A 25,929-nucleotide genomic window follows, 5' to 3' on the forward strand; every position below is an offset into this window, starting at 1 on the left:
TTTTTTCTTCGGACTTCACATTCAGCTTGTCGATTCCGTAAAAGACGCCAATCCCCAGGAGCGAGACGATGTATGCGACATAGTCGAGCTGCTCGAGCCAATTCGGGATATCGGCTTGCTTGATGACGCCTTCATAATGGGTCAGCTCCGGCACCAGGTAAAGGAAGACGTAAGCGACCGACCCGCCGGATACCAGTGACATCAGCACATTTTTGGGATGCGCATTCAGGAATTTTATCTTATGGGTGAAAACGTGGACGAGGATGAATCCGCAGACCACGATGAGACTCGGGATGAACAATCGGAACACTCCTTACTGGAATCAGTCGTTGACGGTAATTATTCCATACCCGTTTTCATGCAGAAAATCCGGACTTCGATCGGAATTGGGCTGCCGCCCCTATGCGGGAAAGATCTTTCGGAGGAATAAACCCGGAGACAACCGGGTAGACTAGAGATATGCACTCAACAGACAAGGGAATCTTATGTTTATTCACATGGAAAAGATGTTTATGATAATTATTATTAATTAAACCAGTGAAAGTTAAGTATTTACTGATACCTATTATCATTTAGTAAAATCATTATCAATTAACTTTACTTTCAGGGAAAGCAGTGCTATGCTTTCTATATTAGAATTATTATAAATAACGAGAGGGAGGAATACCGATGTTACCAGAAAATTTGACACAGGCACTGAATGACCAGTTCAACAATGAATTGCAGGCTGCCCACGCCTATAAGGCCATGGCTGCGTATTTTTCGGAGAAAGGCTATCATGGATTCGCTAATTTCTTTTTAGTCCAATCCCAGGAAGAGCACGAGCATGCGATGAAGTTTTATGAATTTCTGGTCACCATGGCCGAAAAACCACAGATGCAGGCACTGAATGAGCCGAAAAATTCTTTTGCAAATTCGATGGAAGTCATGGAAAGCGCGCTAAGCCAAGAAAAAGACGTAACAAAACGCATTTATGATCTCGTCGGAATCGCGGATGAAACGCACGAGCATGCGACGCTGTCCTTCCTCGACTGGTTCATTGAAGAACAGATGGAAGAAGAAAAAATGTTCCGTGATATTATCGCCCGCCTCAAAGGCATCCAGGAAGGCGGCGAGTATTTCCTGAAGATGGACGATGAATTCGCCGCAAGGAAAAATTGAATCAAAACCAAGCGGAAAGAGGAAATGGATTCCTCTTTCCGCTTTTTTCTTGCCTTGATCGATAACCGTCTTCTAATTACAAAAATCAGAAAAGACGATATACTGAAAAAGAGACTGACTTTTATATTTTTTACATATACTGCCGGCTTGAAGAAACGGCCCGAATTTCCAGCACGTTCAAGGAGGCAAATGAGATGAGGATCGTCATCGCACCAAACGCATACAAGGGAAGCCTGAGCGCTGTCGAAGCGGCAGAAGCCATGGAAGCGGGAATCCGCCAAGTACATCCGGCTGCCGATATTGTAATGAAGCCGATGGCAGATGGCGGAGAGGGGACGCTCGATATGCTGATCGCTTCTTCCGGCGGTGAACGGGTTCCTGTCAGCGTCACCGGTCCGCTCGGTGTACCGATTGAAACAGCGTACGGGCTGACGGGTACAGGAACGGCCGTAATTGAAACGGCCCGCATTGCGGGGCTTTCCCAAGTCCCTGCTGAACTGCGCAATCCCGATCGGACGACATCGCGGGGAATCGGGGAAGTGATCCTGGACGCACTGGACAGAGGATGCCGGTCATTCATCATCGGGTTGGGCGGAAGCGCAACGGCGGATGGGGGGCTCGGCATGCTGTCGGCTCTCGGCGCGGAAGCCTTTGATACAGAAGGGAACAAGCTCGAAGGGTTCGGCAGGGACCTTTTAGCTGTTGCTGAACTCAAACTGAGAGGTCTTGATCAGAGACTGGCCGATTCAGAGCTGAAGGTCGCATGCGATGTGGAGAATCCGCTCTGCGGCGAGTATGGCGCCGTTAAGGTGTATGGACCGCAAAAAGGGGCGACTCCCTGGCAGATCGAACGGTATGAAGATGCGATGAATGCGTACCGTTTGCTGGCTGAACGGGAATTCGGCCTTGACCTGCACCGGATACCGGGTGCCGGCGCGGCTGGCGGAATCGGCTTTGCCCTGTTGGCTCTCGGCGCTGATTTGCTTAAAGGTGCGGAGCTGCTCTGCTGTGCCATCGGCCTCGAAGAGGAGATCCGCCGCGCAGATCTTGTCTTGACCGGAGAAGGACAGAGCGATCGGCAAACCTTTTACGGGAAAGGCTCCGGACATGTCAGCGTACTGGCAAGGAAACACAGGGTGCCGGTCATTTTGATCTCAGGCAGTCTGGCAGCGGAAACGGAAACGTTCCATCGTCATTTTGACGGTTGTTTTTCGATTCTGAACCGACCGATGACCGCGGAGACTGCAATGGCCGAAGCAGGAAAACTGCTTGCTCAGCAGACGGCGCAAGTCATGAAAGTCCTGTTGCTCCAGCAGGAAAAAGCGTCTTCTCTGTGCTGATGGAAGCATAAAAGGGCGGCGGAGCGCCGCGAGTAAAGGGAGGGGATCAGTGAAATGAAGTATACGGTGCTGAAAAAGACGGATATCAGGATTTCCGCCATCGGTTTAGGCACGAATGCGGTCGGCGGACATAACTTGTATGACGGCCTGGAGGAAAAGGACGGACGCGAGATGGTGCGGACTGCCATCGGACATGGCGTCACTTTTTTCGATACGGCGGACTCTTATGGCCATGGCCGTTCCGAGGAACTGGTCGGTGAAGCATTGAAGGATTACGGGCGAAGCCAATACGTACTCGCGACAAAAGGCGGCAGCGACTGGCGGACGAAGACGAAAAACATCAGCCCCGCTTACTTGAAGAAGGCGCTGGATGACAGCCTGTCTCGCCTCGGACTGGAGTATGTCGACTTGTATTATCTTCACCATATGGATAAAACCACACCGGTCGGCGAAGCGGTGGCCGAACTTGTCCGTCAAAAAGAAGCCGGGAAGATCCGGGCGATCGGTGTGTCGAATGTGACATTGGACGAACTGAAAGAAGCGAATGCGCACGGAGACGTCAACGCTGTTCAACTGGCGTATCATATGCTCGACCGGAGCATCGAAAAAGAGATATTGCCTTATTGTGTGGAAAATGACATTTCAATCGTCGCTTACGGTCCCCTTGCATTCGGCCTGCTCGGCGGGACTTACAGCAGCGACTTCCGATTGGCACCCGGGGATTTCCGGAACCGGCTGCCGCTTTTTCAGCACGGCACGTTCGAGCGGGCGATCGGAACAGCGGAGGCGCTGAAAAAAGTGGCCTCTGAAAAAGGGACGACACTGCCGAATCTGGCGCTCGCCTGGCTTCTGGCACAGCCGGGTGTCGACGCTGTCATACCAGGAGGGAAAAGGCCGGAACAGGTGACAGGCAACATTCCGGCGGCCGATCTTGTCCTGACAGAAGAAGATTTGGCCAAGATCGCCGTGATCTTGGATTAAAAGATGATCTGCTGGTGCGGAAACTTAAAACAAGAACCTTCCCTATGACGAGGGAAGGTTCTTGTTTTGATTTATGAGAGTTTTTCCTTTGATGATCTAATCAAACCGGCACGCAGCGAAACCTGTAATATCCAGTGACGTCCTGCCGCAGATCGTTAGTTCCATCAAAATCTCCCCGACTACACTCGCAAACTTGAAACCGTGCCCCGAAAAACCGCACGCCACAATCACATTTCCGTACCCCGGCAGCTGATCGATAATGAAATCCCCGTCCGGCGAATCCGTATACGTACAGACTTGTGCCGTCCTGAGGATCGGATCCACTCCCATATGAAGGCTCAAAAAATCGCTGACGTCTTTTCCGTCTCCCGGCACGGCGCCGAACGGCTTGAGCTTCTCTTCAGGCAGTACAGGGGAACCTGCCTGGTGATTGCCGATTTTCAGGCCGGCTCCCTCGATGTCCGGGAATCCATAGAAGCCGGAATCCCCGTCATCATATGCCCACGCCGGAAAAATGTCCGGGCGATACAGTTCCGTATCCGCTTCAAACCAGGAGACGTGGGTCCGCATCGGCTGAAGCGGAAGCTGCCGGCCGAGCAGCTGCAAGACGGAATTGGTCCCTTTTCCGGCTGTGATGATCAGCTTTTTCCCGGTGATGAGGGTGCCGCCGGCAGTTACCGATATGCAGTCCCCGTCTGTCTGCAGTTTCTGCACCCGGGTATTCATCAACAGCGCAGCATCCTGCTGTTCTGCGAGCTCCCGATATGCGCGGATCGCCTCTTCACTCATCAGCACACCGGAATTTTTTTCAAAGCAGGCGACCAGTCCATCCGGCAGGCGGAAGCCGGACCACCGATCATTTACTTCTTTTGATGAAAGCTTCTCAGTCGGCAGGGAATAAGTTTCTGCAGAACGGAAGACGTTTTTGAGGAAATCGGATTCCGGCGTACCGATATTAAGGACGCCGGTCTGATGGAATACTTTTCGTCCAGAGTCCCGCTCGAGTTCGAGCCAGAGCTCCTGGGCCCGCAGCGCCATCGGCACATACTGTTCCCCCTCGCCATACGCATGCCTAATGAGACGCGTCTTCCCATGATGGGATCCCTCCGTGTGAGGGGGATCATTCGAATCGATCAGCACCACTTTCCTGTTTGCCCGCGCGAGGTAGTAGCCGGCAGCCATACCCATGGACCCGGCTCCAATGATAATCACATCTGCCTCCATCCATCCCACTCTCCCTTCTGCATTCATAAAACATGTAGCCGTCCTTGTATGATACCTCATCCAATCCGCACATCGGTGAAAATACGGAATTCCTTTCCTGTAAATCTTTTTAATTGACAATAAAACCGTCCGGACGGTACAGTAGGATTAGGAGAAAGAGAGGGTTGCCGGATGAACGACAATTTATCAAAGCGTGAACTGGTTTTATTGGCGGCAGCGAAAGTCGTACAGGAGTCAGGAGCTGCCCAGCTGACGCTGGAAGCGGTAGCGGAAGAGGCGGGAGTGAGCAAAGGCGGGCTCCTTTATCACTTTCCGAATAAGGAAGCGCTCATCCAAGGAATGGTGGATGAACTCGCGGACAGTTATGTACGGGAAATCCAGGAGCGTGCGGAGGCGGATATGGAGCCGGGCGGCAAATGGAGCCGGGCGTATGTGGAATCGACGTTCCAGGAACTTGAAGACGGATTTGCCATGAGCAATGGCCTGCTTGCGGCGCTGTTCATGAATCCGGAGTTGCTGGAAAAACTGCAGCGCAATTACGCGGTTTGGCAGAAAAAGATCGATGACGAACAGGGGGATTCCATTAAACCGACGATTGCCCGCCTGGCAGCGGATGGCCTGTGGTTTGCGGAGATTTTCGGACTTGCGCCGCCCGATAAGGAACTCCGGGCCCGGGTGGCGGAAGAGCTTATCAGCTGGACGAAGGAGGGGTAGGAATGATGGCTTATCTGTTCCTTTTGTTATCAATCATGAGCGAACTGCTGGGTACTTCAATGATCAAAGCATCGGCCGGGTTTACGAAGCCGTTACCGGCGGTCGGCGGGATTGCGAGTTTCATCGTATCCTTGTTCTTTTTGTCTTTATCACTGAAGGTGATTCCGCTCAACATGGCGTACGCCATTTGGTCGGGTGCAGGCACAGCAGCCACTGTCCTCATTTCGGTTCTTCTTTGGAAAGAGAAGATTTCCGTCGGCAGCGTACTCGGGATTGTATTGATCATTGCCGGTGTGGTCGTGCTTAACTTCTTCGGATCCGGTCACGGCCATGCGGCAGAAACGGCCGATAATTCCACGATTGTCCAATGAGACCGCCTGGCGGTCTCTTTTTGTGGTCGGTTTTTTGTATAGAACCGTTGAAGTTGGGGTATGGATATACCATGACATACTAAAAAGAATGAATCATACATACCGAATGGAGGCTGACAGGATGAAACGGATGAACAGAGGGATCATCACCGCATTTTCTGCAATCGGTCTGGCGCAGGGGCTGAAGATCCTGACCCATAAAAACCTGACCGGCGAATGGGACTGGCGGCAGGCATTCACGACAGGCGGTATGCCGAGTTCCCACTCTGCCGGCGTATCGGCACTCGCCTCGTATGTCGCATCCCACAGAGGCGCGCGGCATACGGAGACGGCACTGGCCGTCGTCTTCGGCGTCATCGTCATGTACGATGCGCAGGGAATCCGCCGTCATACCGGTGAAATCGCGCAGCTTGTCAATGACCTGGAAGACAGCTTTGTATCGATTTCAGCAGATTTCCCGAGTCTCGAATACGTCCAGCGTGAAGAAGAATTGAAAGAATTGCTCGGCCATCAGCCGATTGAAGTGCTAGGCGGCGGGCTGATCGGTCTGCTGCTCGGACTCGTTTCCGCGAGCTACGAGAAGGACGAACGGCGCAGGAACCGGCGAAGACGAATTCCAGTTCACTGAATGGAATTATCCGTATAAGAATCAGACAAAAAGCCTCTCCCGCTTTCAAATGGGAGAGGCTTTCATCATTCCAGGAAATTTTCCGCAATCCCGAGGAACAGCTCTTCCTGCTCGACATTTGGCGCATGACCGGACCGCTTGAATTCCATGAACGTCGCATCCGGAATGAGGACAGCCGTTTCACGGCCTTTTTCCGGCGGGTTCAGTCCGTCGTGGGTTCCGCTGATTACAAGCGTTTCAGCTTTGACTTTACTAAGCTCGGGGCGGAAATCAAATCCTTTCAGCGCTTCGGAAGCGATTTTCTGTTCATTCATCGTGAGCTGGTCGCTGTTCTCGCCAGTCGTTTTCAGCCATTGCCCGACCCGCTTATGGTTATGGAACATGTACTTCGAAGCGTGATTCAATTTGTCGATCGGTCCGAGCCCTTCCAGTTCGTCGGCGTAGCGCTCGAGCAGTTCCTCCATGGAAGCCTGCAGGCCGCTCGGCTTTGTCGCAACCAGGATCAGCTTTTTTACCCGGTCCGCCGCCTGGATCGCAAGGCCTTGAGCAATGTAGCTTCCCATCGATACGCCGATGACATAGACGGAATCGAGTTCCAAGTGGTCAAGCAGCGCGACCGCATCATCGATGTGGTCTTGAAGTGTATATTCCTCGTGCTTCTCTGAGTGACCGTGTCCCCGTGCGTCGGGAGCGATCACCCGGTACTTATTTTTAAAGAAATCGATTTCCCGGTAAAACATCGCATGGCTGCTCGACAGCCCATGCAGCAAAAGGAGCGGCTGTCCTTCCCCGGTATCAACATAATACAGCTGCGTTCCATTCTTTTCGAATACTGCCATATTGCTTCCCCTGCCTTTCATCCATTTCAAACATCCGGCAGCAGTCCGCCATCGCGCAATGACAGAACGGCTGCCGAACTCCACTCCATTTATCATATTCCCGCTTTCCGTGCGAGTTATGTACGCAAAATGAACGGAATGATTGTTTGCCTTTCATTGCAGCAGGAAATGATAAGCATAACGGATGGAGAGAAAATGAAGAAAGGCGGAGGATGGATGCTTGGAAAAGACCCCTCGTTCAGGCGCGTATTCGCGGCGGATGATATTGCCGAACCGCTCGCATCAGTCAAGGAAGGTGACGCGGAAAGAGCAAGGATGCTGTTCGGGACGCGGAACTTCGATGTGATCGGTTATGAAGAAGAAGGGCGGGTGATCGGATTTCTTGAAAAAGGACAGGTGGGGGACTTTGGAGACTTGAAGCAGTCGGTCCGGAAGTTCGAAGTGAAGCATCTGATCAGCGAGAATACCGACTTGCTGGAATGCCTCAAACTGCTTCAGGAGAAAAACCGGCTGTTCGTCATTAATAAATCCGAAGTTGACGCGATCGTGACGCTGGCTGATATCCAGAAACCGGCAGTTCGCATGCTGTTTTTCGGTATCATAACATTTTTTGAAAAGAACGCTTCCCGGCTGATCCAGGAAGTCTTTCCGGACAACAGCTGGACAAAGGTGCTGCCGGCGCATCGGCGGGAAAAAGCGGAGACGACTTATCAGAAACTGATCGAACGGAATACGGAGATCGATCTGATCAGCTGTACACAGCTGTCTGATAAAGCGGGCATCTTGGAGAAAGACGACTTGCTGCGGGAACGCTATGTGCAGCTCAGCAGGACGAAAGCCGGCAAGTTCTTCAACCGGATCATCCGTCTGCGTGATGACTTGGCCCATGCGCAGTCACTGACAGTATGGTTCGAAGAAAAAGAGGTGACAGAACTCATGAGCATGCTCATTGAACTGACCGAGAGGATCAATACCCGGCTGTCCTAAAGGGGGGATTGATGAGAATGCACGCAGAAATGATACCGAATTTTCTGTGTGAGCAAGTACCTGCTCTGGACGTATCCGGAAAAATACTTTACTACACCGCCCTTTCCCCTATAAAATAAATTAAGTTTGAATTTTCGGATAAAAAAGGGGGCAAAGAGGTGGCCTTGACAGTGGAGAATGTGCTGGATTACAGAATTATGGAAAAGGCCCGGGTGCTGACATGCCCGACTGCCGCCAATGAGCGCAAGGTCCAATGGATTTCAGCCATTGAGATGCCGGTCGAGAACTTCGTTCGGCAAGATGAAGTTGTGCTTACCACAGCGATGGGCTGCAAAAACGATCTGGAAGCGCTGAAGACGTTCCTGCAGGAAGTGATCGATTCCGGCGCATCCGCTTTGATGATAGCGGTAGGGAGGCACATTTACGATATCCCTTCGGAAGTGATCGAATTGGCGGAAAAGCAAAATTTCCCTCTCATTGAACTCCCATGGGAAATCCGCTTCTCGAATATCGTGGAGGAAGTGATGAAGGACCTGACTGAGGAGCAGGATCAGGAGCGCCGGGAATCGGAAAAAGTGCAGCAGGAACTGCTCCAGCTCATTCTGACTAATACGGATTTATCAGGGATCGTCCGCTATATCCGGCGGCTGATCGGGAACCCTGTAATCGTATCGGACAGGACCGGAATTATCCTTGAAACGAGCGGGGTGACACAGTCCTTTTTGGAGAAGTGGCAGGAGGTCACCGCTGAAGGGGATTTGCCGGTACGGCAGGAAGGGAAATCCGAAACGCGGGAACTGTTCCTCCAGCGGTTCCAGTCTGCGCCAGTGGGAAGCCAGGAAGTTCTGCAGCTCCCTATACTGCAGCCGACAGGACATGCACAGGGGTTTTTATTTGCTGTTCTCCCGGCCGGCGCGTCGCCGACCTCTTTTTTAACCCGTTCCCGGATCCATGTGTTCGAGCATGCTTCGACAACTGTCGCTCTCTGGTTTTCAAGGCAAACCGCCATAGATGAGACGAAAATGAGTCTCAGAAGTGATTTTGTCCAAGAGCTGGCAAAAGGGAACTTCGATTCAGTGAGTCAGGCGGATACCCGTGCGAAACTGTTGGGTTATAACCTCGAGCTGCCGTATGTCTGCCTTATCGGCCAGCCAGAGAATTTGCAGGAACTTCTGCAGAAGCATGAAGGGGACCCGGTTTCTGCTGTGCAATGGAAAAAGGGCATGCTCCGGTACCTCGAAGAAGAGATCGGTCATGCTGCCCGTCATTTTGGACGGAAAGTGATGATAACGGATGCTGAAGAACAGCTGCTGATGTTCCTTGAAGTCACGCCAGGGAAAGAAATGGAGAACGCTATGGGCTTTCTGGATTTTATCGGACGCAGGCTGCGGAACCTGCTGCCTGAAGTACTGATTTCATGGGGGGCAGGTGACTCCCATAAGGGGATTGGAGGTTTTGCGGCCAGCTACAGCAATGCCGCTGCGGCGCTGCGGATCGGCCGGCATAAAAAAGGGGCAGGCGGGCACACGCATTACCAGGAGACACGGATAGACCGGGTGCTGCTGGACCTGGCACAGAGCAGGGAAATGCAGAACATCATCCTGTCGGCCATCACCCCAGTCATCACTTATGACCGGCAGCGGAATATGGATCTTATCGGCACGTTCAGCGCTTACAACCGGTACAACGGGAATGTGAGTCAGACTGCCCGTGCATTGAACCTGCATCGGCAGTCGCTGTTATACAGGCTCCGGAAAATCGAATCACTGACTGGTCTGTCACTCCTTGATCCGGACGATCTGTTTTTATTGGAACTGAGCATCAGAACATGGGAGGCGGGGCTGAAGGACGGAGGACCCTGAACTGAAAAGCGGCAGAAGAACCTGCAGGAATCGGCAAAGGCTGAATCCTGCGGGTTTTTGTCTGTTAATGTGGCTGAATCTATATCTGAAAGTTCATACAAATTTGAGGATGTTTTCCTTCCTATTTGTCTGTACAGTGGAGGCACGGACGGGGTGATCCGAAGAGTCGAGCTTTAACGTGCTGGGAGGGGGAATTTTATGGCGTTTGCAACGGCGGAATACAAGGAAAGAATGCGGAAGACGAAAGAGCGCATGGAGTCGCAGGGAATCGAAGTGCTGCTGATTACAGATCCGGCCAATATGAATTACCTGACAGGCTACGATGGGTGGTCTTTTTATGTCCATCAGCTCCTCGTCGTCATGATCGATGAAGACGAGCCGATTTGGATCGGGCGGGCGATGGATGCGAATTGTGCAAAACTTACTACGTGGCTCTACCGCGACAACATCATTCCGTATCCCGACGGTTATGTGCAGTCCGATACCCACCATCCGATGGATTTTGTTTCGGATATTCTGGCGCAGATCGGTCAGTCGAACCGGTCGATCGGCGTGGAAATGGATACTTACTACTTTACGGCCAAATGTTACGAGCAGTTAAGAAAGGGGCTGCCGAACGCCGGATTCCGTGATGCTACTCTCCTTGTGAACTGGGTTCGCCTGATCAAGTCCGACCAGGAGATCGATTATATGAGAAAAGCGGCACGCCTCGTCGAAAAAGCTATGCAGGAAGGAATGGACATGATTCAGGCCGGTGTCCGGGAGTGTGACGTTGCAGCTAAGATCCTCCACGCACAAGTAGCGGGGACAGAACAGTTCGGCGGCGACTATCCGTCCATCATGCCGCTGATACCTGCAGGCATGAAAACATCCACTCCCCACCTTACATGGAGTGATGACCTTTTCAGGCAGGGAGATGCGGTCATTTTGGAACTGACCGGCTGTTACAGACGCTATCATTCCCCTCTGGCGAGAACAGTCAGCATCGGTCAGCCGTCGGAACAGCTGAAAGCACTTTCTGAAATTGTCCAGGAAGGCATCAATGCCTGTCTGGAAGGAATCGGCCCGGGCATGCCTTGCGAAGCGATTGAGGAGATCTGGCTGAAAACCATTGCCAAAAGCGGCATCGTAAAAGAATCCCGGCTTGGCTACCCGGTCGGGCTGAGCTATCCGCCTGACTGGGGTGAGCATACGGCAAGTCTCCGAAAAGGCGATAAAACCATTTTGCAGCCGAATATGACGTTTCATCTGATTCCTGGTATCTGGAAGGACGATTTTGGGTTTGAGGTGAGCGAAACATTCCGTGTAACTGAGAAAGGATGCGAGACGCTTGCCGATTTCCCGCGTGAGCTGGTGATTAAGGCGGAGATGACGGAAAATTCCACGGCAGCCATGAAGGAGCTGAAGCAGAACCGTGCTTATTTTTCGTGAACGGCAGCATGGGAAAATAAGGAAGGGGTGGGTCAATGATGAATAGAGAAAGCCGGCCAGGCACGAGAGCGGTATGGGCAGGAGAAGAGGATTACTTGGTGCACGGAGCGACACAAGTACCGGTCGTACTCAGTGTGGCGTACGGCTACCACGATATGGATGAATGGTACGACGTGGCCACTGGAAAGAAAAAAGGGCATATATACGGCCGGAATACGAATCCGACAGTGCAGGCGTTCGAAGATAAACTGAAAACGATGGAAGGGGCTGAAGCGGCCACGAGTTTCTCGACCGGCATGGCGGCGATCAGCAACACACTGTCCACATTCCTTGTCCCGGGAGACCGTATTGTGTCGATCAAGGATACGTACGGCGGAACGAATAAAATCTTCACTGAGTTCCTCCCCCGTCAGCAAGTGGAAGTGGCGCTGTGTGAAACGGGCAATCATGAAGAGATCGAAGCGGAGGTTGAAAAAGGCTGTAAGATTCTGTACCTGGAATCTCCGACGAATCCGACGGTGAAAATCACGGACATCGAACGCATGGCGAATGCCGGACACGCGGCAGGGGCTTTAGTGATTGTCGATAACACGTTCGGCACGCCGATTAATCAGAACCCGCTGGCGCTCGGGGCGGACTTGGTGATCCACAGTGCCACGAAGTTTTTGGGCGGACATGCGGATGCGCTGGGCGGCGCCGTCTGCGGATCGAAGCAGCTGGTGGAGCAAATCTATCATTACCGCGAAATCAACGGTGCGACGATGGATCCCATGGCGGCTTACCTGATCCTGCGCGGCATGAAGACGCTGCACCTGCGCGTGCGTCAGCAATGCGACAATGCCAAAGCGCTTGCTGAATATCTCCAGACGAAGGATATCGTGGAAGGTGTTTATTACCCGGGGCTTCCGGAACACCCGAACCACGATATTGCGAAAAAACAAATGAAGGATTTCGGCGGGATGCTGAGTTTTGCGGTGAAGGGCGGCGTTGAAACGGTCCGTGAACTGCTGCCGAAACTGCAGTTCGCCCACAGAGCGGCGAATCTCGGAGCAGTGGAGACGACAGTGGGGCCAGCCCGTACGACAAGCCATGTCGAGTGTACGCCTGAAGAACGGGCGGCGATGGGCATTCCGGAAGGGCTCATCCGTGTGTCCTGCGGCATTGAAGAAACGGCGGATATCCTCAGTGATTTCGAACAGGCATTTGAACAGACAGCGGCAGCCTTAGAGGTGTGATTGAGTGAATCGCGGCAGAGATGCGGGGTGAGCGGCAATGTCGGCGGATTCTTCTATTACGAAATCGGCAGAAGAATTGAAAGAGCAATTGATTGAATGGCGACGAAGACTTCATCGGTATCCGGAGCTGAGCTTTCAGGAAGTTGGAACGTCGAGGTTTATTGCCCGGAGACTTGCGGAAATCAAGGGGATGGACGTGGAATGCGGAATCGGCACGAAGACAAGCGTGATCGGATCGCTGACAGCAGGTGAAGGACCTGTGGTTGCTATCCGGGCGGATACAGATGCACTGCCGATTCTGGAAAACACCGGGATGGGGTACAGTTCAAGAAATGAAGGGGTCATGCACGCGTGCGGCCATGATGCCCACACAGCCATTGTTCTTGGCGCAGCGACCGTGCTGGCGGAGGAATTCAGGAAAGGGACTTTCTCAGGGACGGTGAAGTTCGTATTCCAGCCTGCCGAGGAGTGGGCAGATGAAGAAGGACTTTCCGGCTCACCTTACTTGATCCGCTCGGGAGTGTATGAAGGGGTTGATGCGGCAATTGCGCTGCATATGTGCCCCTGGCTGCCTGTGGGTGGGGTGCAGGTGAATGACGGCTGCAGCATGGCCAGTGTGGATGTGTTCAAAGTGAAACTTTTCGGGTCGGGCGGTCACGGTGCATATCCTGAAAAGGGGACGGATCCCATTTGGATGCTGGGGCCGGTGCTGCAGGCAGTGCATGGGATTGTGGCCCGTAAAGTATCGGCGCTGGATGCGGCTGTTGTCAGCATCGGTCAAGTGCACGCAGGGACGGCCAGCAATATCATTCCGTCGGAAGTCCTGATCGAAGGGACCATCCGCTGCTATTCGGCTGAAATCCGGGCCTTGGTCGCTGAAGAATTGAAGAAAGCTGTCTCAGTCGCGGAGTGCCTGGGCGGCAGCTATTCACTCGAGATCCAGCGAGGAGAACCGGCTCTAAATAACGATCCGTTCGTCAATAGGCTGATCATCCGGTCAGTTGAAGAACTTTATCCCGGTTTCCGTATTGTGAAAGCCCCATTCGGCCTGGGAGGAGAAGATTTCGGTTATGTGACTGAGCGGATTCCCGGAGCGATGTTCTTTTTGGGCTGTGCACGGGACGACGGGGTCCGGCGGGATCTCCATACTCCAGTATTCGATATTGATGAAGCCTGCCTGCCGGTCGGGACGGCGGTTCTGGCAGCGGCAGCCCTCAAGCTGCTGGAAGACTGGCCGGATGAGCAGACATGAACACGAAGGAAAAGGCGGCGGGCTACGAACCTCATAAAAAGTTTCATCCGGCATGCAAAAGCATCCGCTTCCCGCAGAGAGCCGGGCGGCGGATGCTTTTGTGTGCCGTCATTTCAGCTGTTCGTCCCACTCGCTCAATACATCACCGATATTCCGGCCATGGATGACGGCGTCCGCATATCGGTCGAGCGGAGTCGGCTCCCGGTTAACGATGACAAGCCGCGCACCGCTGTCTTTTGCGACCAACGGGAATTGATTTGCTGGCGAAACAGTGAGCGATGAACCAAGGACGATGAACAGCTCCGCACGCTCTGTGTCTGTCAATGCCTGTTCGAATGGCGCTTCCGGCAGCATTTCGCCGAACAGGACGACCGAGGGGCGGAGCATGCCGCCGCATGCCGCGCAGCGTCCGGAGCCTTCAGTGAACTCACTTGCGGGATATGATCGGCCGCACGATTGGCAGTGCACCGTGCGAAGTGTCCCGTGAAGTTCCGAGACATGGCGGCTTCCGGCATCCTGATGAAACCCATCGACATTCTGTGTGATGACCGATTGCAAAAACCCCTGCTGTTCCCAGCCGGCAAGGATCCGATGCCCTCTGTGAGGTTCGTAGCCGCTCGCGCCGAGAATCCGCTTCCGGTAAAAGCCGATGAATGCCTGAGGATCGTTTTCGAGTGCTTCGATGCTTGCGACCTTACTTGGATCCCGCTGTTCCCACAATCCTTTATTTGCCGAACGGAAATCGGGGAGACCGCTTTCCGTCGACATGCCGGCACCTGTGAACACGACGGTGTAAGAGGATTCTCTGATCCAGTTTGCTTCCATTTGTAAAGCCTCCTCTGTTCTGGCGGGTAGTTGTGTTATTGCCCGACGGTAACAGGGATAAACGGTGTGCTGTGGAAAAAATCCCCCGTTCAGGTAAAATGGGAATAGAGATGTAACTACTACGGCCGGAAGAAGGTATTGACTATGAGCAGAAATTTTGAAGATGACAGCCTGGCGCTTCATACAGATCTGTATCAAATCAACATGACAGAAGCATACTGGGCGGATGGCATCCACGAGCGTAAAGCTGTATTCGAGTTGTTTTTCCGGAAACTGCCATTCGGGAACGGCTACGCCATTTTCGCCGGACTTGAACGGGTGCTGGAATACTTGGAGAATTTCAGATTCTCGGATACGGATTTGGCTTATCTTGAACAAGAGGTCGGTTTCCGGAAGGACTTTATCGATTATTTGCGTACGGTCCGGTTCACGGGCGACGTGTATTCAGTCGTCGAAGGGGAGGCGGTGTTCCAATCGGAACCGCTTATCCGGATCGAGGCGCCTCTCGCTGAAGCGCAGCTCATTGAAACGGCATTGCTTAACATCGTCAATTACCAGACGCTGATTGCGACGAAAGGAAGCCGCATCAAACAGATTACAGGCGATGCGCAGGTGATGGAATTCGGCACGAGACGGGCACAGGAAATGGATGCGGCGATCTGGGGGACGAGAGCGGCTTTTATCGGAGGCCTTGAAGCCACAAGCAATGTAAGGGCGGGAAAACTTTTTGGCATACCGGTCGCCGGCACCCATGCGCATTCACTCGTGCAGGCTTATCGGAATGAGTACGAAGCTTTCCATGCCTACGCGAAGCGCCATAAGGATTGCGTATTCCTGGTCGATACATACGACACACTCCGATCCGGTGTTCCGACAGCAATCCGCGTGGCGAAGGAGCTGGGAGACAAAATCAATTTCATTGGTGTGCGGCTGGACAGCGGTGATATCGCTTTCTTATCGAAAGAAGCACGGAAAATGCTGGATGAAGCCGGATTCACAGATGCGAAAGTCATTGTCTCGAATGACTTGGATGAATACACCATCCTAAATCTAAAAGCGCAGGGTGCGCAAGTCGACTCCTGGGGAATCGGAACAAAACTGATTACAGCGTATGATCAGCCGGCGCTCGGAGCGGTCTATAAAATCGTCGCCATTGAAAATGATCATGGGGAGATGGAAGATACCATTAAAATTTCAGGCAATCCTGAAAAAGTCACGACACCGGGACTCAAAAACGTTTACCGGATAATCGACAGGGAAAATGGGAAGTCAGAGGGTGATTACATCACCATGCAGGATGAACGGCCGAACGAGGAAGACCGGCTGAAAATGTTCCATCCTGTCCACACGTTCGTCTCGAAATTCGTGACGAATTTCGAAGCAGTCAATATCCACCGTCATGTTGTACAAGGCGGGAAAGTGATTTATCAGAACCCGACAGTACAGGAAATGCAGCGCTACGCGGCTGAATCGCTCAGTCAGCTGTGGGACGAATACAAGCGCTCGCTCAATCCTGAAGAATACCCTGTCGATCTCAGTCAAAAGTGCTGGGACAATAAAATGCGGAATATCCAGGAAGTGAAAGAAAGCATTCAGACACTTTCAAGATGATAAGGAGGCAGATTTTTAGTGACGACGTTACAGCAGCAAATCATTAAGGAAATGAAAGTGCAGCCATCCATCGATCCGAAGGAAGAGAATCAGCGGTCTATCGAATTCCTGAAAAATTATTTGAAAGCCAATCCGTTCCTGAAGGGATTCGTCCTCGGTATTTCCGGCGGGCAGGATTCAACACTCGCCGGCAGACTTGCGCAGATTGCGGTCGATCAGCTGAACGCAGAAACGGAGGGCGGCTACGCTTTTTATGCAGTCCGCCTGCCATATGGAGAACAGTTCGACGAAGAAGATGCCCAGGATGCGCTTGATTTCATCCAGCCGACCAAAACCTACACGGTGAATATCAAGGAAGCAGTGGATGCAGCGGAACGGGCGCTTGAATCCCAAGGGATTGAAATCACGGACTTTGTAAAGGGGAACGACAAGGCGCGGGAGCGGATGAAGGTCCAATACGCCATAGCGGCGGCAAAGAATGCCGTCGTTTTGGGAACAGATCATGCGGCTGAAGCGATAACAGGGTTCTATACAAAGTACGGGGACGGGGCTGCGGATCTTATGCCGCTGTTCCGACTTAACAAAAGGCAGGGCCGGGCGATGCTGAAAGAGCTTGGTGCACCGGAACATCTGTACAATAAAATCCCGACAGCCGACCTGGAGGAAGAGCGGCCGGCGATCCCGGATGAAGTGGCGCTCGGCCTCACATATGACAACATTGACGATTACTTGGAAGGCAAGTCGATCCCGAAAGCGGCGCAGGAAAAACTGGAGAACTATTATTTGAAGACACGCCATAAACGGCACTTGCCGATCACGGTGTTCGACGATTTTTGGAAATCCTGAATCAGCGGAGCTCTTAACAGAGCTCTGCTTTTTTTGAGAAAAATATGCCTTTTGTGTGGTGGCCAAAGTTGAGTTTGCAGGACCTTTCCGCTATGCTAAAATTAAGTTTCGGACAATTTAAAAAACGCAAGGGATGTTTTTGTGCCTGTCATACCCGTTCCGTCCATTAGTAAAATAGCCAATTAAATTGAAAGTTGGGGGAAGCCGATGAATGCGAAAGAACAGCTTGATAAAGTGCTGGATAATATAGAAAAAGTGATGATCGGAAAGCGGGAAGTGGCAGAACTCAGTCTCGCGGCCCTGCTCGCAGGAGGCCATGTGCTTTTGGAAGATGTTCCGGGAGTCGGAAAAACCATGATGGTGAGAGCGCTCGCAAAATCGGTCAGCGCAAAGTTCAAGAGGATCCAATTTACACCGGATCTGCTGCCTTCTGACGTGCTCGGCGTGTCCATCTATAATCCGCGGGATATGGAATTCCATTTCAGGCCGGGGCCGATCATGGGAAATATTGTACTTGCAGATGAAATCAACCGGACTTCGCCAAAGACTCAGTCCGCGCTTCTCGAGGGCATGGAAGAATCTTCTGTGACTGTCGATGGGGAGACCATGGCGATCCCTAAACCGTTTTTTGTCATGGCGACCCAGAACCCGATCGAATATGAAGGCACTTATCCGCTCCCTGAAGCACAGCTTGACCGGTTCCTGATCAAACTCAAGATGGGTTATCCGACCCGGGAAGAAGAAATGGAAGTACTGAAACGTTCCGGCCAGTCGGTTTCGATCGAGTCACTGGCATCGGTCATCAGTCTGGAGGAACTGCTGGAAATCCAAGAGCTCGTGAAGCGTGTAAAAGTGGAAGAAACGATCAGAAGTTATATCGTAGATCTCGCTCTCCATACACGGGAAGATCCATATGTCTATCTTGGGGTCAGTCCCCGGGGTTCGATTGCACTCATGAAAGCGGCACAGGCTTATGCCCTGCTGACAGGACGGGATTTCGTCAAACCGGATGATGTCCAGTACTTGGCCAAGTTCGTCTTCAGGCATCGGGTCATCCTCCGGCCGGAAGCCCGCTACGACGGCATTACAGCAGATGAAATCATTGAACGCATCTTGACAAAGACCCGGATTCCTGTAAAAAGGCTTGCCGGGCGATGAGATCAGGAAGACATGCCATCAGTTTCGTCGGCCGCCTGCTGTTCGTCGCTTTCCTGCTGGCGGTGACTTTCTCTTTTGCGATGTTCCAGGGCGGGTTTGTCAGCTGGTTCATCTTTTACATGTCCCTGCCTTTCGCCTTATATTCCTTTCTGCTGGCGCTGTATCCGCTGAAAGATATCCGGATCAGGCGGAATGCGGAGACGGTGAATATCCGGAGCGGCAGCCGGTTCAGTGCCGATGTCGCAATGGAGCGGTCGATTCCGTTCCCGCTGCTCTACACCGTGTTTGCGGAAGTGACTGACGATGAAGTGATCAGCCGGCAAGAACGGAAAATGACTGTGCCGGGATTCCGAACTTCCCTCAGCTGGACATACGACATCCCCAGTATGCCCAGGGGCGAACACGTCCTTGAAGGAATCCGTGTGGAGGTGGCTGATTTCTTCGGGTGGATCCGAAAATCCAGGCTCATCCCGCAGCGGCAGACAATCCTTGTCTATCCGCGGATTACAGAACTGAAGTACCGGCCCGTCTCGTCGAATTTCGAACAGGGGACAGCGGCATCGCCGTTCACTCTCGTACGGGATACCACAATCCCGGCGGGTATCCGCAACTACCAGCCGGGAGACCGGATGTCCTGGATCCATTGGAAATCATTTGCGAGGACGCAGACTCTCCAAACAAAAGAATTTGAAGAAAGACAGTCGCAGGATTTGTTCCTGCTGCTGGACCGCACACCGTCCGAGTCTTTCGAAACCCAGGTGGAGCTGTCGGCTTCCATCCTCCAGGCGGTGATCAGGAGCGGGGCAAGCGCAGCATATCTGGCCCCCGGGAAAAACCGGACTTACTTCCCTTCACTGAACGGAGAAGACCAGTTCCAGCAAATCATGCACCATTTGATGAAAGTGCAGCCTGATGATTCGGCTCCATTCTCCGATATGGTCGAACAGGATTTCGGACTGGCGCAGGCAGCGAACCTCATGTTTGTGACCGGGAACTTGAATGAAAGTGTCCTTGAAGGACTTCAGCGCGGAGCGAGACAGCTTAAAATGTGTACAGTCCTTGTTGTCAAAAACAAAAATACCCTCCTGACTCAGGCGGAGGAGGCAGCCCATCAGAAGGCAAGGGCAAAAGGGTTTCAAGTGAAAGTGATTGTCCCGGGTAATTTCAACGAAGTGTTTCAGGAGGTGGGGCGCCAGTGAATTCTATCCGCAAGCATAAAGGATTCATGTTTTTGCTGTACACGCTTGTGTTCCTGTTATTGGTCGAATGGCTCGCTCCGATCGCGACACTTACCGCGACAGGATATCGGAGTGTCTTTCTCATATTTATTGCCGGAAGCCTGCTTATGGCGTTCTTCCGGGTTCCGTGGTGGATTTCAGGAACTGCCAAGGCGGTCTACGTCCTATGGGCACTTCTGTTCATCTTTTCCGAAAACCCGTTGCTTTCCCGTGAAAGCTTCGGATTTCTCGGCACGAATATCGAGTTGAGCCTGGCTGCTCTGTTCAGTCAGCAATGGACTGAAGTGACGGACCTTTTCCGGACAGGCCTTTTCTTCGCACTGCTGTGGATGGCAGTGTATCTCCTTCATTACTGGATCAGCTTCCGGCTCAGTATTTTTGTATTCTATCTATTCACTGTAGTTTTTGTGGCCGTTCTCGATACGTTCAGTCCATATTCGGGAGATGCGGCGATCATCCGGATCATGGTTATCGGCCTAATGCTTGCGGGCCTGCTGCACTTAGCCCGCTGGCTGGAGAATCATCGGATTCCAATTCAGCAGGAAGCGGTTGTCGGCTGGCTTCTTCCCTTGTTCCTTATGGTCGGCACTTCAGCTGCTGCAGCCCTCCTGTTGCCGAAAGCGGATGCGATTTGGCCGGATCCGGTGCCTTATTTCACCTCTTATGCAGAAGGCGGTTCAATGGCGCCCGGCAAACCGCCGGTCGGAAAAATCGGCTATGATCAGGACGACTCCCAGTTGGGCGGCTCCTTCATCGGTGATGATACCGTCGTGTTCCGGGCAGAAGCCGGTTCCGGGCAATACTGGAAAATCGAGTCGAAGGACATTTACACTTCAAAAGGCTGGGAGCTTTCCGATATCGCTGCTGAACCGCTACTTTATGGCGATCAGGAAGAAATTGTGTTCGATATAGAACCCGGCAATGAAGAAGAAGAAACGGCTTTTATTGCAATGGGAGATGAACGGTTTCCGTTCGTCCTCTACCCCTATGGCACCAAGTCCTTCTCCATGGAAGAACCGGCAGAATACCGGTATAACCCGGCGGATCAGCGGATCGGCACTTACCGGGCCGGAAGTACGTTCGAACCTTATATGTACGAAATCAGCTACAGCGAGCCTTCCTACAGTCTGAAAGCATTGCGCGCGACATCGCTGGAAGACCTCAGCATGGATGCGCTGCCGGAAGGCTACGACCGTTACCTGCAGCTTCCGGAAACGCTCCCGCAGCGGGTGCGGGATTTAGCGATCGGTATTACGGCTGACGAGGAGAGTCTCTACGAGAAAGCGCAGGCGATCGAGCGCTACTTTGCAAGCGGCGAATTCACCTACAGTCAGACTAACGTTCCGGTGCCCGGTGAAGGACAGGATTACGTGGATCAGTTCCTGTTCGAGACAAAAATCGGCTATTGCGATAATTTTTCAACTTCAATGGTGGTCATGCTCCGGTCCATCGGCATTCCTGCCCGCTGGGTGAAAGGCTTTGCTGAAGGGGAAGAGATCGGTTCTGTTGATGACCGCGAGCTGTTTGAAGTGACGAATAACAATGCGCATTCCTGGGTCGAAGCATACATGCCGGGTGTCGGCTGGGTCATGTTCGAACCGACGATCGGGTTCAGCGGTTCAGCTAATATCGACTTCGACCTCGATCTCGATACAGAAGAAGACAGCGAGGAGGCGGCAGCTGACCGTCCCGATAAACCCGACCAGAACGAACCGGCCGATCGCGATGAAGAAGAAGGCGGCATCGGCTTCGGTGAGCGGTTCAGCCGGTTTCTGGAACAGTTCCAGGGAATGCTGCTTTTAGGTACAGCGGTTTTCGCAGCTGGAATGGCGATGCTTTATCTTCTTCGGAGAAAATGGCTTCCGCGGGTTCTGATCCCTTACTACCGCTTGCGACGCGGCGACGAATCGTTCGAGCGGGCGTATCTCCACCTGCTCCGGCAGCTCGGCCGCTATGGCATTGAGCGGAAAGAAGGAGAGACCCTGTCATCCTATGCAAAGTATATTGATCATTTTTTCGGGACGAGGGATATGACTAAATTGACCGCCGCTTATGAACAAGCTGTCTATGGCGGTATTCCGAATTCTGAGGAATGGCGGAACCTGAGGGAAAGTTGGGAAAATTTAATCAGCCGGACAAGCGGTTGATTTTACTTCTAGCAGCCTGTACAATTGAGAAAATCAATGAACCAGGCGCCCTCATATATGTCCAATGATATGGATTGGATGTCTCTACCGAGTCACCGGAAATGACTCGACTATGAAGGCGGACACATACATTTTCGGTATGTGTCTGCTTTTTGACGTAGAGTGCAGGAACGCGGGCGGAGCCGCGTTCTTTTGCTTTTTGAGGGCTTCGAATCCAACAGAAGAGGTGACGGCATGTCAGCCAGTCCGATTTTAAAGGAACAGCAGAAAATTGTTGTGCTCGATTTCGGCAGTCAGTATAACCAGCTCATCACGCGGCGTATCCGCGAATTCGGAGTGTATAGCGAACTGCATCCCCATACGATCACAGCAGAGGAGATCCGGGCGATGAATGCAGGAGGCATCATTTTCTCAGGCGGCCCCAATTCGGTCTATGATCCGGGTGCTTTTTCGGTTGATCTAGGAATTTTTGAATTGGGGCTGCCGATTCTTGGCATTTGCTATGGCATGCAGCTCATGGCGCTCAAATTGGAAGGGAAAGTGGAAAAGTCATCGAACCGGGAGTATGGGAAAGCAGAACTTGAACTGATCGAAGAGAACCGGCTTTTCGGCGACTTGCCGAAAGAGCAGATCGTCTGGATGAGTCACGGTGACTTGGTGACGGCAGCTCCGCCGGGATTCCGGACCATCGGCACGAGCTATGGCTGTCCGGTAGCAGCAATGGCTGACGAAGACCGCAGATTCTATGGCGTGCAATTCCACCCGGAAGTCCGGCACTCCGCATATGGCAATGAACTCCTCCGCCAGTTCGTCTTTGATATTTGCGGAATGGAAGGCAATTGGTCAATGGAGAGCTTCATTGAAATGGAAATGGAGAAAATCAAAGAACAGGTCGGTGACCGGAAAGTGCTCTGCGCCTTGAGCGGTGGTGTGGATTCGTCGGTCGTGGCGGTCCTCATCCATAAAGCGATCGGTGATCAGCTGACGTGCATGTTTGTTGACCACGGCCTCCTTCGGAAAGATGAAGCGGACAGTGTCATGAAGACGTTTGCTGACGGCTTCCATATGAATGTGATTAAAATCGATGCGCGGGACCGGTTCCTCGGCAAGCTGGCCGGTGTTTCCGATCCCGAACAAAAACGGAAAATCATCGGCAATGAATTCATTTATGTTTTCGATGACGAAGCGGCGAAACTCCAAGGAATGGATTTCCTAGCGCAAGGCACTCTCTACACCGATATCATCGAAAGCGGCACGGCAACCGCCCAGACGATAAAATCCCATCATAACGTGGGAGGGCTTCCGGAAGACATGCAGTTTGAATTGATCGAACCGCTCAATACGCTCTTCAAGGATGAAGTCCGGAAACTGGGTTCCGAACTTGGAATTCCGGATGATATTGTCTGGCGCCAGCCATTTCCGGGGCCAGGACTGGCCATCCGGATCATGGGGGCAGTGACTGACGAAAAACTGGAAATTGTCCGTGAATCAGATGCGATTTTACGGGAAGAAATAAAAAAAGCTGGCTTGGAACGGGACATTTGGCAGTATTTCACTGTACTTCCTGATATTAGAAGTGTCGGCGTGATGGGAGATGCCCGGACATACGACTACGCAATCGGAATCCGGGCGGTGACCTCCATTGACGGCATGACGTCCGACTGGGCACGTATTCCGTGGGATATTCTTGAGAAAATAAGCGTCCGCCTCGTGAATGAAGTGCCGCACATCAACCGGGTTCTATACGACGTGACAAGTAAACCGCCTGCAACCATCGAGTGGGAGTAAACAGAAGCGTTTCAACTAATTAAATACTGTTGTCGTATAACGTTGGGAATATGGCCCAAAAGTTTCTACCGGATCACCGTAAATGATCCGACTACGACCGAGATTGTCCGGTAGCAGAATCCGGACCTTCACTTCCTGTTTTACTTTTATAAGGGGAGATATCGGCGCACATACGGCAGCAATTTGCCGAATGTGCGTTTTTTTATTGACTCAGCACTTAAACATACGGAGGGACACAATAATGAAATCCTATACAGAAACCGGAAGAATAGATGGAAGAAAAAGAAGGGGAATAGCGGCGTATTTTCAGTTTGAAGAACTCGGGACGAATTACAGACGGGAGTTTATCGGCGGACTGACAACTTTCCTGGCCATGGCCTATATCCTTGTCGTCAATCCGTTGACGCTTTCCCTGCAGACTGTGCCGGATCTTCCGGCGGGAATGGCGATGGATTATGGCGCGGTTTTTGTCGCGACAGCCCTGGCTGCAGCGGTCGGCTGTTTCTTCATGGGAATCATCGCCAAGTATCCGATTGCGCTGGCGCCTGGAATGGGATTGAACGCCTTCTTCGCCTACACAGTCATCCTGACATACGGGATCCCGTGGCAGACCGCGCTCGCCGGCGTGCTGTTCTCAGGCTTAATTTTTATCGGTCTGACACTCACCGGAATACGGGAAACGATTATTAATGCCATTCCCGCTGAACTGAAGTTTGCCGTCGGGGCTGGGATCGGACTGTTTATCACTTTTGTCGGATTTCAGAACGCCGGCATCATTGTCGGTAATGACGCAACCCTTGTCGGCTTGGGGAATCTTGCAGCTCCTGACACGCTGCTGGCGATCTTTGGACTGATTGTGACTGTCATTCTGATGACGCGCGGCGTGAAGGGCGGAATTTTTTATGGCCTTGTCATCGCTGCCGCGGTTGGAATCTTGTTCGGAGTCGTTGACCGGCCAAGTGGGATCATTGGAAACATCCCGAGCATGGCGCCGACTTTCGGAGCGGCATTCGAACCGATTATCAATGACTTCGGATCATTGATGACGGTGGAATTCCTGATTGTCGTGCTGACGTTTTTGTTCGTTGACTTTTTTGATACTGCCGGCACGCTTGTCGCTGTAGCAAATCAGGCGGGCCTTATGAAAAACAACAAACTTCCCCGTGCAGGCAAAGCGCTTCTCGCGGATTCTCTCGCGACTGTAAGCGGTGCGATTTTCGGGACGTCGACGACAACGTCTTATATCGAGTCTTCTTCAGGAGTCGCAGCCGGCGCCCGCTCGGGATTTGCCGCAGTAGTAACGGGCGGGCTGTTCCTCGTATCCCTGCTGTTCTTCCCGCTTCTTGAAGTAGTGACGGGGGCCGTGACCGCTCCAGCTTTGATCATCGTGGGAGTTCTGATGGTAACGGCAATCGGCAAAATTGACTGGAATAAGTTTGAAGTGGCGGTTCCCGCGTTTCTCACAATCATTGCGATGCCGCTCGGTTACAGCATTGCAACCGGAATTGCCATCGGATTTATTTTTTATCCGATAACAATGGCGGTAAGCGGTAAAGCAAAAGAGATCCACCCTATTATGTATGGATTGTCAGCTGTATTTGTCCTGTACTTTATTTTCTTAGCTTGAGTTAAAAGCCCGCCGTTTCTGGCGGGCTTTTTCTTGTAAAGGAATAAATCCCTTTCATAATTGTTATGTGTTTGTAATAGTTTTTTGAGTTTTTTCGGGTATAATTGATTGTGTACCCTTAAATGAATTCAATTTTTTGGTTGACTTCGTTTGGAGGGTTTTGTATACTTTGAAAGTCGCTAAGGCAACAAATGAATTTTCGAGTCAAGCTGTTGACTTAGTGAAAGTATTGTAGTATATTAATTGAGCGCCTCTTTTGAGATTGGATCTTGAATCTTGGAGGTTGTCAGAACTTCTGAACCTTGAAAACTGAACAGCAAAACGCTGAGAAATACAATGAACGACCCCGGCCCCTTTCGGGGGTGACCGGGAAGCGGCGGCGCTCCACCCCCGTGGAGCGCGCCGCGCCAGCAAGAGTCATTCTGGCTCTCTTATCGGAGAGTTTGATCCTGGCTCAGGACGAACGCTGGCGGCGTGCCTAATACATGCAAGTCGAGCGGAGGTTCCGGAAGCTTGCTTCCGGAACTTCAGCGGCGGACGGGTGAGTAACACGTGGGCAACCTGCCCTGCAGATCGGGATAACTCCGGGAAACCGGCGCTAATACCGGTTGATTCTGCGGTTACTCGCCGCAGCAGAAGAAATCCTGCTGCAGCGCTGTCGCTG

General features: G+C 52.3%; 21 protein-coding genes, 1 rRNA gene, 1 pseudogene and 2 riboswitches. Of the genes and pseudogenes, 19 read left to right on the forward strand and 4 right to left on the reverse strand.

All coding sequences use genetic code 11. The annotated features are described in order from the left end of the window. Positions 1-301: pseudogene (locus tag CCE92_RS09975) on the reverse strand (hypothetical protein); the annotation flags it as partial. A 368-nt stretch (positions 302-669) separates the two neighbouring features. On the opposite strand from CCE92_RS09975, the gene CCE92_RS09980 reads away from it, so the two are divergent. The 3 genes from CCE92_RS09980 to CCE92_RS09990 all read left to right on the forward strand — a co-directional run bounded on the left by CCE92_RS09980 (position 670) and on the right by CCE92_RS09990 (position 3,482). Then, a complete protein-coding gene (locus tag CCE92_RS09980) occupies positions 670-1,161 on the forward strand; it encodes a ferritin (protein ID WP_088007434.1) in 492 nt (163 codons plus the stop codon). Positions 1,162-1,355: 194 nt separating this feature from the next. Beyond that, the gene (locus CCE92_RS09985; RefSeq protein WP_088007436.1) at positions 1,356-2,501 is read left to right on the forward strand and encodes a glycerate kinase; all 1,146 of its coding nucleotides are present in this window, start codon (positions 1,356-1,358) and stop codon (positions 2,499-2,501) included. Positions 2,502-2,555: 54 nt separating this feature from the next. Continuing rightward, positions 2,556-3,482 carry an aldo/keto reductase gene (locus CCE92_RS09990; protein ID WP_088007438.1) on the forward strand — a complete coding sequence of 309 codons (927 nt, stop codon included), beginning with the start codon at positions 2,556-2,558 and terminating at the stop codon, positions 3,480-3,482. A 96-nt stretch (positions 3,483-3,578) separates the two neighbouring features. Here CCE92_RS09990 and solA read toward each other — a convergent pair whose 3' ends face one another. Next, positions 3,579-4,706: an N-methyl-L-tryptophan oxidase gene (gene solA / locus CCE92_RS09995; RefSeq protein ID WP_088007440.1), complete on the reverse strand. Its 1,128-nt coding sequence runs from the start codon at positions 4,704-4,706 to the stop codon at positions 3,579-3,581. A gap of 171 nt (positions 4,707-4,877) precedes the next feature. Here solA and CCE92_RS10000 point away from each other — a divergent pair, with 171 nt between their 5' ends. The 3 genes from CCE92_RS10000 (at position 4,878) to CCE92_RS10010 (ending at position 6,419) form a co-directional block, all read left to right on the forward strand. After that, a complete protein-coding gene (locus CCE92_RS10000) occupies positions 4,878-5,420 on the forward strand; it encodes a TetR/AcrR family transcriptional regulator (protein ID WP_088007442.1) in 543 nt (180 codons plus the stop codon). Positions 5,421-5,425: 5 nt separating this feature from the next. After that, complete coding sequence (locus CCE92_RS10005; RefSeq protein ID WP_088007472.1) at positions 5,426-5,791, forward strand: DMT family transporter; 366 nt, start codon at positions 5,426-5,428, stop codon at positions 5,789-5,791. Positions 5,792-5,912: 121 nt separating this feature from the next. Then, on the forward strand, positions 5,913-6,419 hold the full coding sequence (locus tag CCE92_RS10010) for a divergent PAP2 family protein (RefSeq protein WP_088007444.1): 507 nt from the start codon (positions 5,913-5,915) through the stop codon (positions 6,417-6,419). A 65-nt stretch (positions 6,420-6,484) separates the two neighbouring features. Here CCE92_RS10010 and CCE92_RS10015 read toward each other — a convergent pair whose 3' ends face one another. After that, complete coding sequence (locus tag CCE92_RS10015) at positions 6,485-7,258, reverse strand: alpha/beta fold hydrolase (protein ID WP_088007446.1); 774 nt, start codon at positions 7,256-7,258, stop codon at positions 6,485-6,487. Between the two features lie 195 nt (positions 7,259-7,453). Between CCE92_RS10015 and CCE92_RS10020 the strand changes: the two genes are divergently transcribed. From CCE92_RS10020 to CCE92_RS10040, 5 genes are all read left to right on the forward strand, one after another. Continuing rightward, the gene (locus tag CCE92_RS10020) at positions 7,454-8,245 is read left to right on the forward strand and encodes a hypothetical protein (RefSeq protein ID WP_088007448.1); all 792 of its coding nucleotides are present in this window, start codon (positions 7,454-7,456) and stop codon (positions 8,243-8,245) included. 158 nt (positions 8,246-8,403) lie between these two features. Then, positions 8,404-10,107, forward strand: a complete 1,704-nt coding sequence (locus CCE92_RS10025; RefSeq protein WP_088007450.1) for a PucR family transcriptional regulator — start codon at positions 8,404-8,406, stop codon at positions 10,105-10,107. A gap of 198 nt (positions 10,108-10,305) precedes the next feature. Next, the gene (locus CCE92_RS10030) at positions 10,306-11,538 is read left to right on the forward strand and encodes a M24 family metallopeptidase (protein WP_088007452.1); all 1,233 of its coding nucleotides are present in this window, start codon (positions 10,306-10,308) and stop codon (positions 11,536-11,538) included. A 35-nt stretch (positions 11,539-11,573) separates the two neighbouring features. After that, positions 11,574-12,773: a cystathionine gamma-synthase family protein gene (locus tag CCE92_RS10035; protein WP_088007454.1), complete on the forward strand. Its 1,200-nt coding sequence runs from the start codon at positions 11,574-11,576 to the stop codon at positions 12,771-12,773. 37 nt (positions 12,774-12,810) lie between these two features. Beyond that, entirely contained in the window at positions 12,811-14,025 is a 1,215-nt protein-coding gene (locus tag CCE92_RS10040; protein ID WP_088007456.1) for a M20 metallopeptidase family protein, read from the forward strand. 108 nt (positions 14,026-14,133) lie between these two features. Here the strand turns inward: CCE92_RS10040 and CCE92_RS10045 are convergent, their stop codons facing one another. Next, the gene (locus tag CCE92_RS10045) at positions 14,134-14,850 is read right to left on the reverse strand and encodes an NAD-dependent deacylase (RefSeq protein WP_088007458.1); all 717 of its coding nucleotides are present in this window, start codon (positions 14,848-14,850) and stop codon (positions 14,134-14,136) included. Between the two features lie 144 nt (positions 14,851-14,994). Here CCE92_RS10045 and CCE92_RS10050 point away from each other — a divergent pair, with 144 nt between their 5' ends. From CCE92_RS10050 to CCE92_RS16105, 8 genes are all read left to right on the forward strand, one after another. Next, positions 14,995-16,461 carry a nicotinate phosphoribosyltransferase gene (locus CCE92_RS10050; protein ID WP_088007460.1) on the forward strand — a complete coding sequence of 489 codons (1,467 nt, stop codon included), beginning with the start codon at positions 14,995-14,997 and terminating at the stop codon, positions 16,459-16,461. Positions 16,462-16,479: 18 nt separating this feature from the next. After that, positions 16,480-17,307 (forward strand): NAD(+) synthase, encoded by an 828-nt coding sequence (nadE, locus tag CCE92_RS10055; RefSeq protein ID WP_088007462.1) that lies wholly within the window; start codon positions 16,480-16,482, stop codon positions 17,305-17,307. Positions 17,308-17,514: 207 nt separating this feature from the next. Next, positions 17,515-18,465, forward strand: a complete 951-nt coding sequence (locus CCE92_RS10060) for an AAA family ATPase (protein ID WP_088007464.1) — start codon at positions 17,515-17,517, stop codon at positions 18,463-18,465. Continuing rightward, complete coding sequence (locus CCE92_RS10065; protein WP_088007466.1) at positions 18,462-19,664, forward strand: DUF58 domain-containing protein; 1,203 nt, start codon at positions 18,462-18,464, stop codon at positions 19,662-19,664. The genes CCE92_RS10060 and CCE92_RS10065 overlap by 4 nt, the downstream gene beginning before the upstream one ends. Then, positions 19,661-21,850 carry a DUF4129 domain-containing transglutaminase family protein gene (locus tag CCE92_RS10070; protein WP_088007468.1) on the forward strand — a complete coding sequence of 730 codons (2,190 nt, stop codon included), beginning with the start codon at positions 19,661-19,663 and terminating at the stop codon, positions 21,848-21,850. Before CCE92_RS10065 ends, CCE92_RS10070 begins: the two co-directional genes overlap by 4 nt. 31 nt (positions 21,851-21,881) lie before the next feature. Beyond that, a riboswitch (purine riboswitch) is annotated at positions 21,882-21,983 on the forward strand. Positions 21,984-22,084: 101 nt separating this feature from the next. Then, the gene (gene guaA, locus CCE92_RS10075; protein ID WP_088007470.1) at positions 22,085-23,638 is read left to right on the forward strand and encodes a glutamine-hydrolyzing GMP synthase; all 1,554 of its coding nucleotides are present in this window, start codon (positions 22,085-22,087) and stop codon (positions 23,636-23,638) included. 12 nt (positions 23,639-23,650) lie between these two features. Further along, positions 23,651-23,752: riboswitch (purine riboswitch) on the forward strand. Between the two features lie 178 nt (positions 23,753-23,930). After that, positions 23,931-25,265 carry an NCS2 family permease gene (locus tag CCE92_RS10080; RefSeq protein ID WP_088007474.1) on the forward strand — a complete coding sequence of 445 codons (1,335 nt, stop codon included), beginning with the start codon at positions 23,931-23,933 and terminating at the stop codon, positions 25,263-25,265. Between the two features lie 431 nt (positions 25,266-25,696). Then, positions 25,697-25,929: ribosomal RNA gene (locus CCE92_RS16105) — 16S ribosomal RNA — on the forward strand; the annotation flags it as partial.

It is taken from the genome of Indiicoccus explosivorum (assembly GCF_002167005.1).
Classification (GTDB): Bacteria; Bacillota; Bacilli; order Bacillales_A; family Planococcaceae; genus Indiicoccus; species Indiicoccus explosivorum.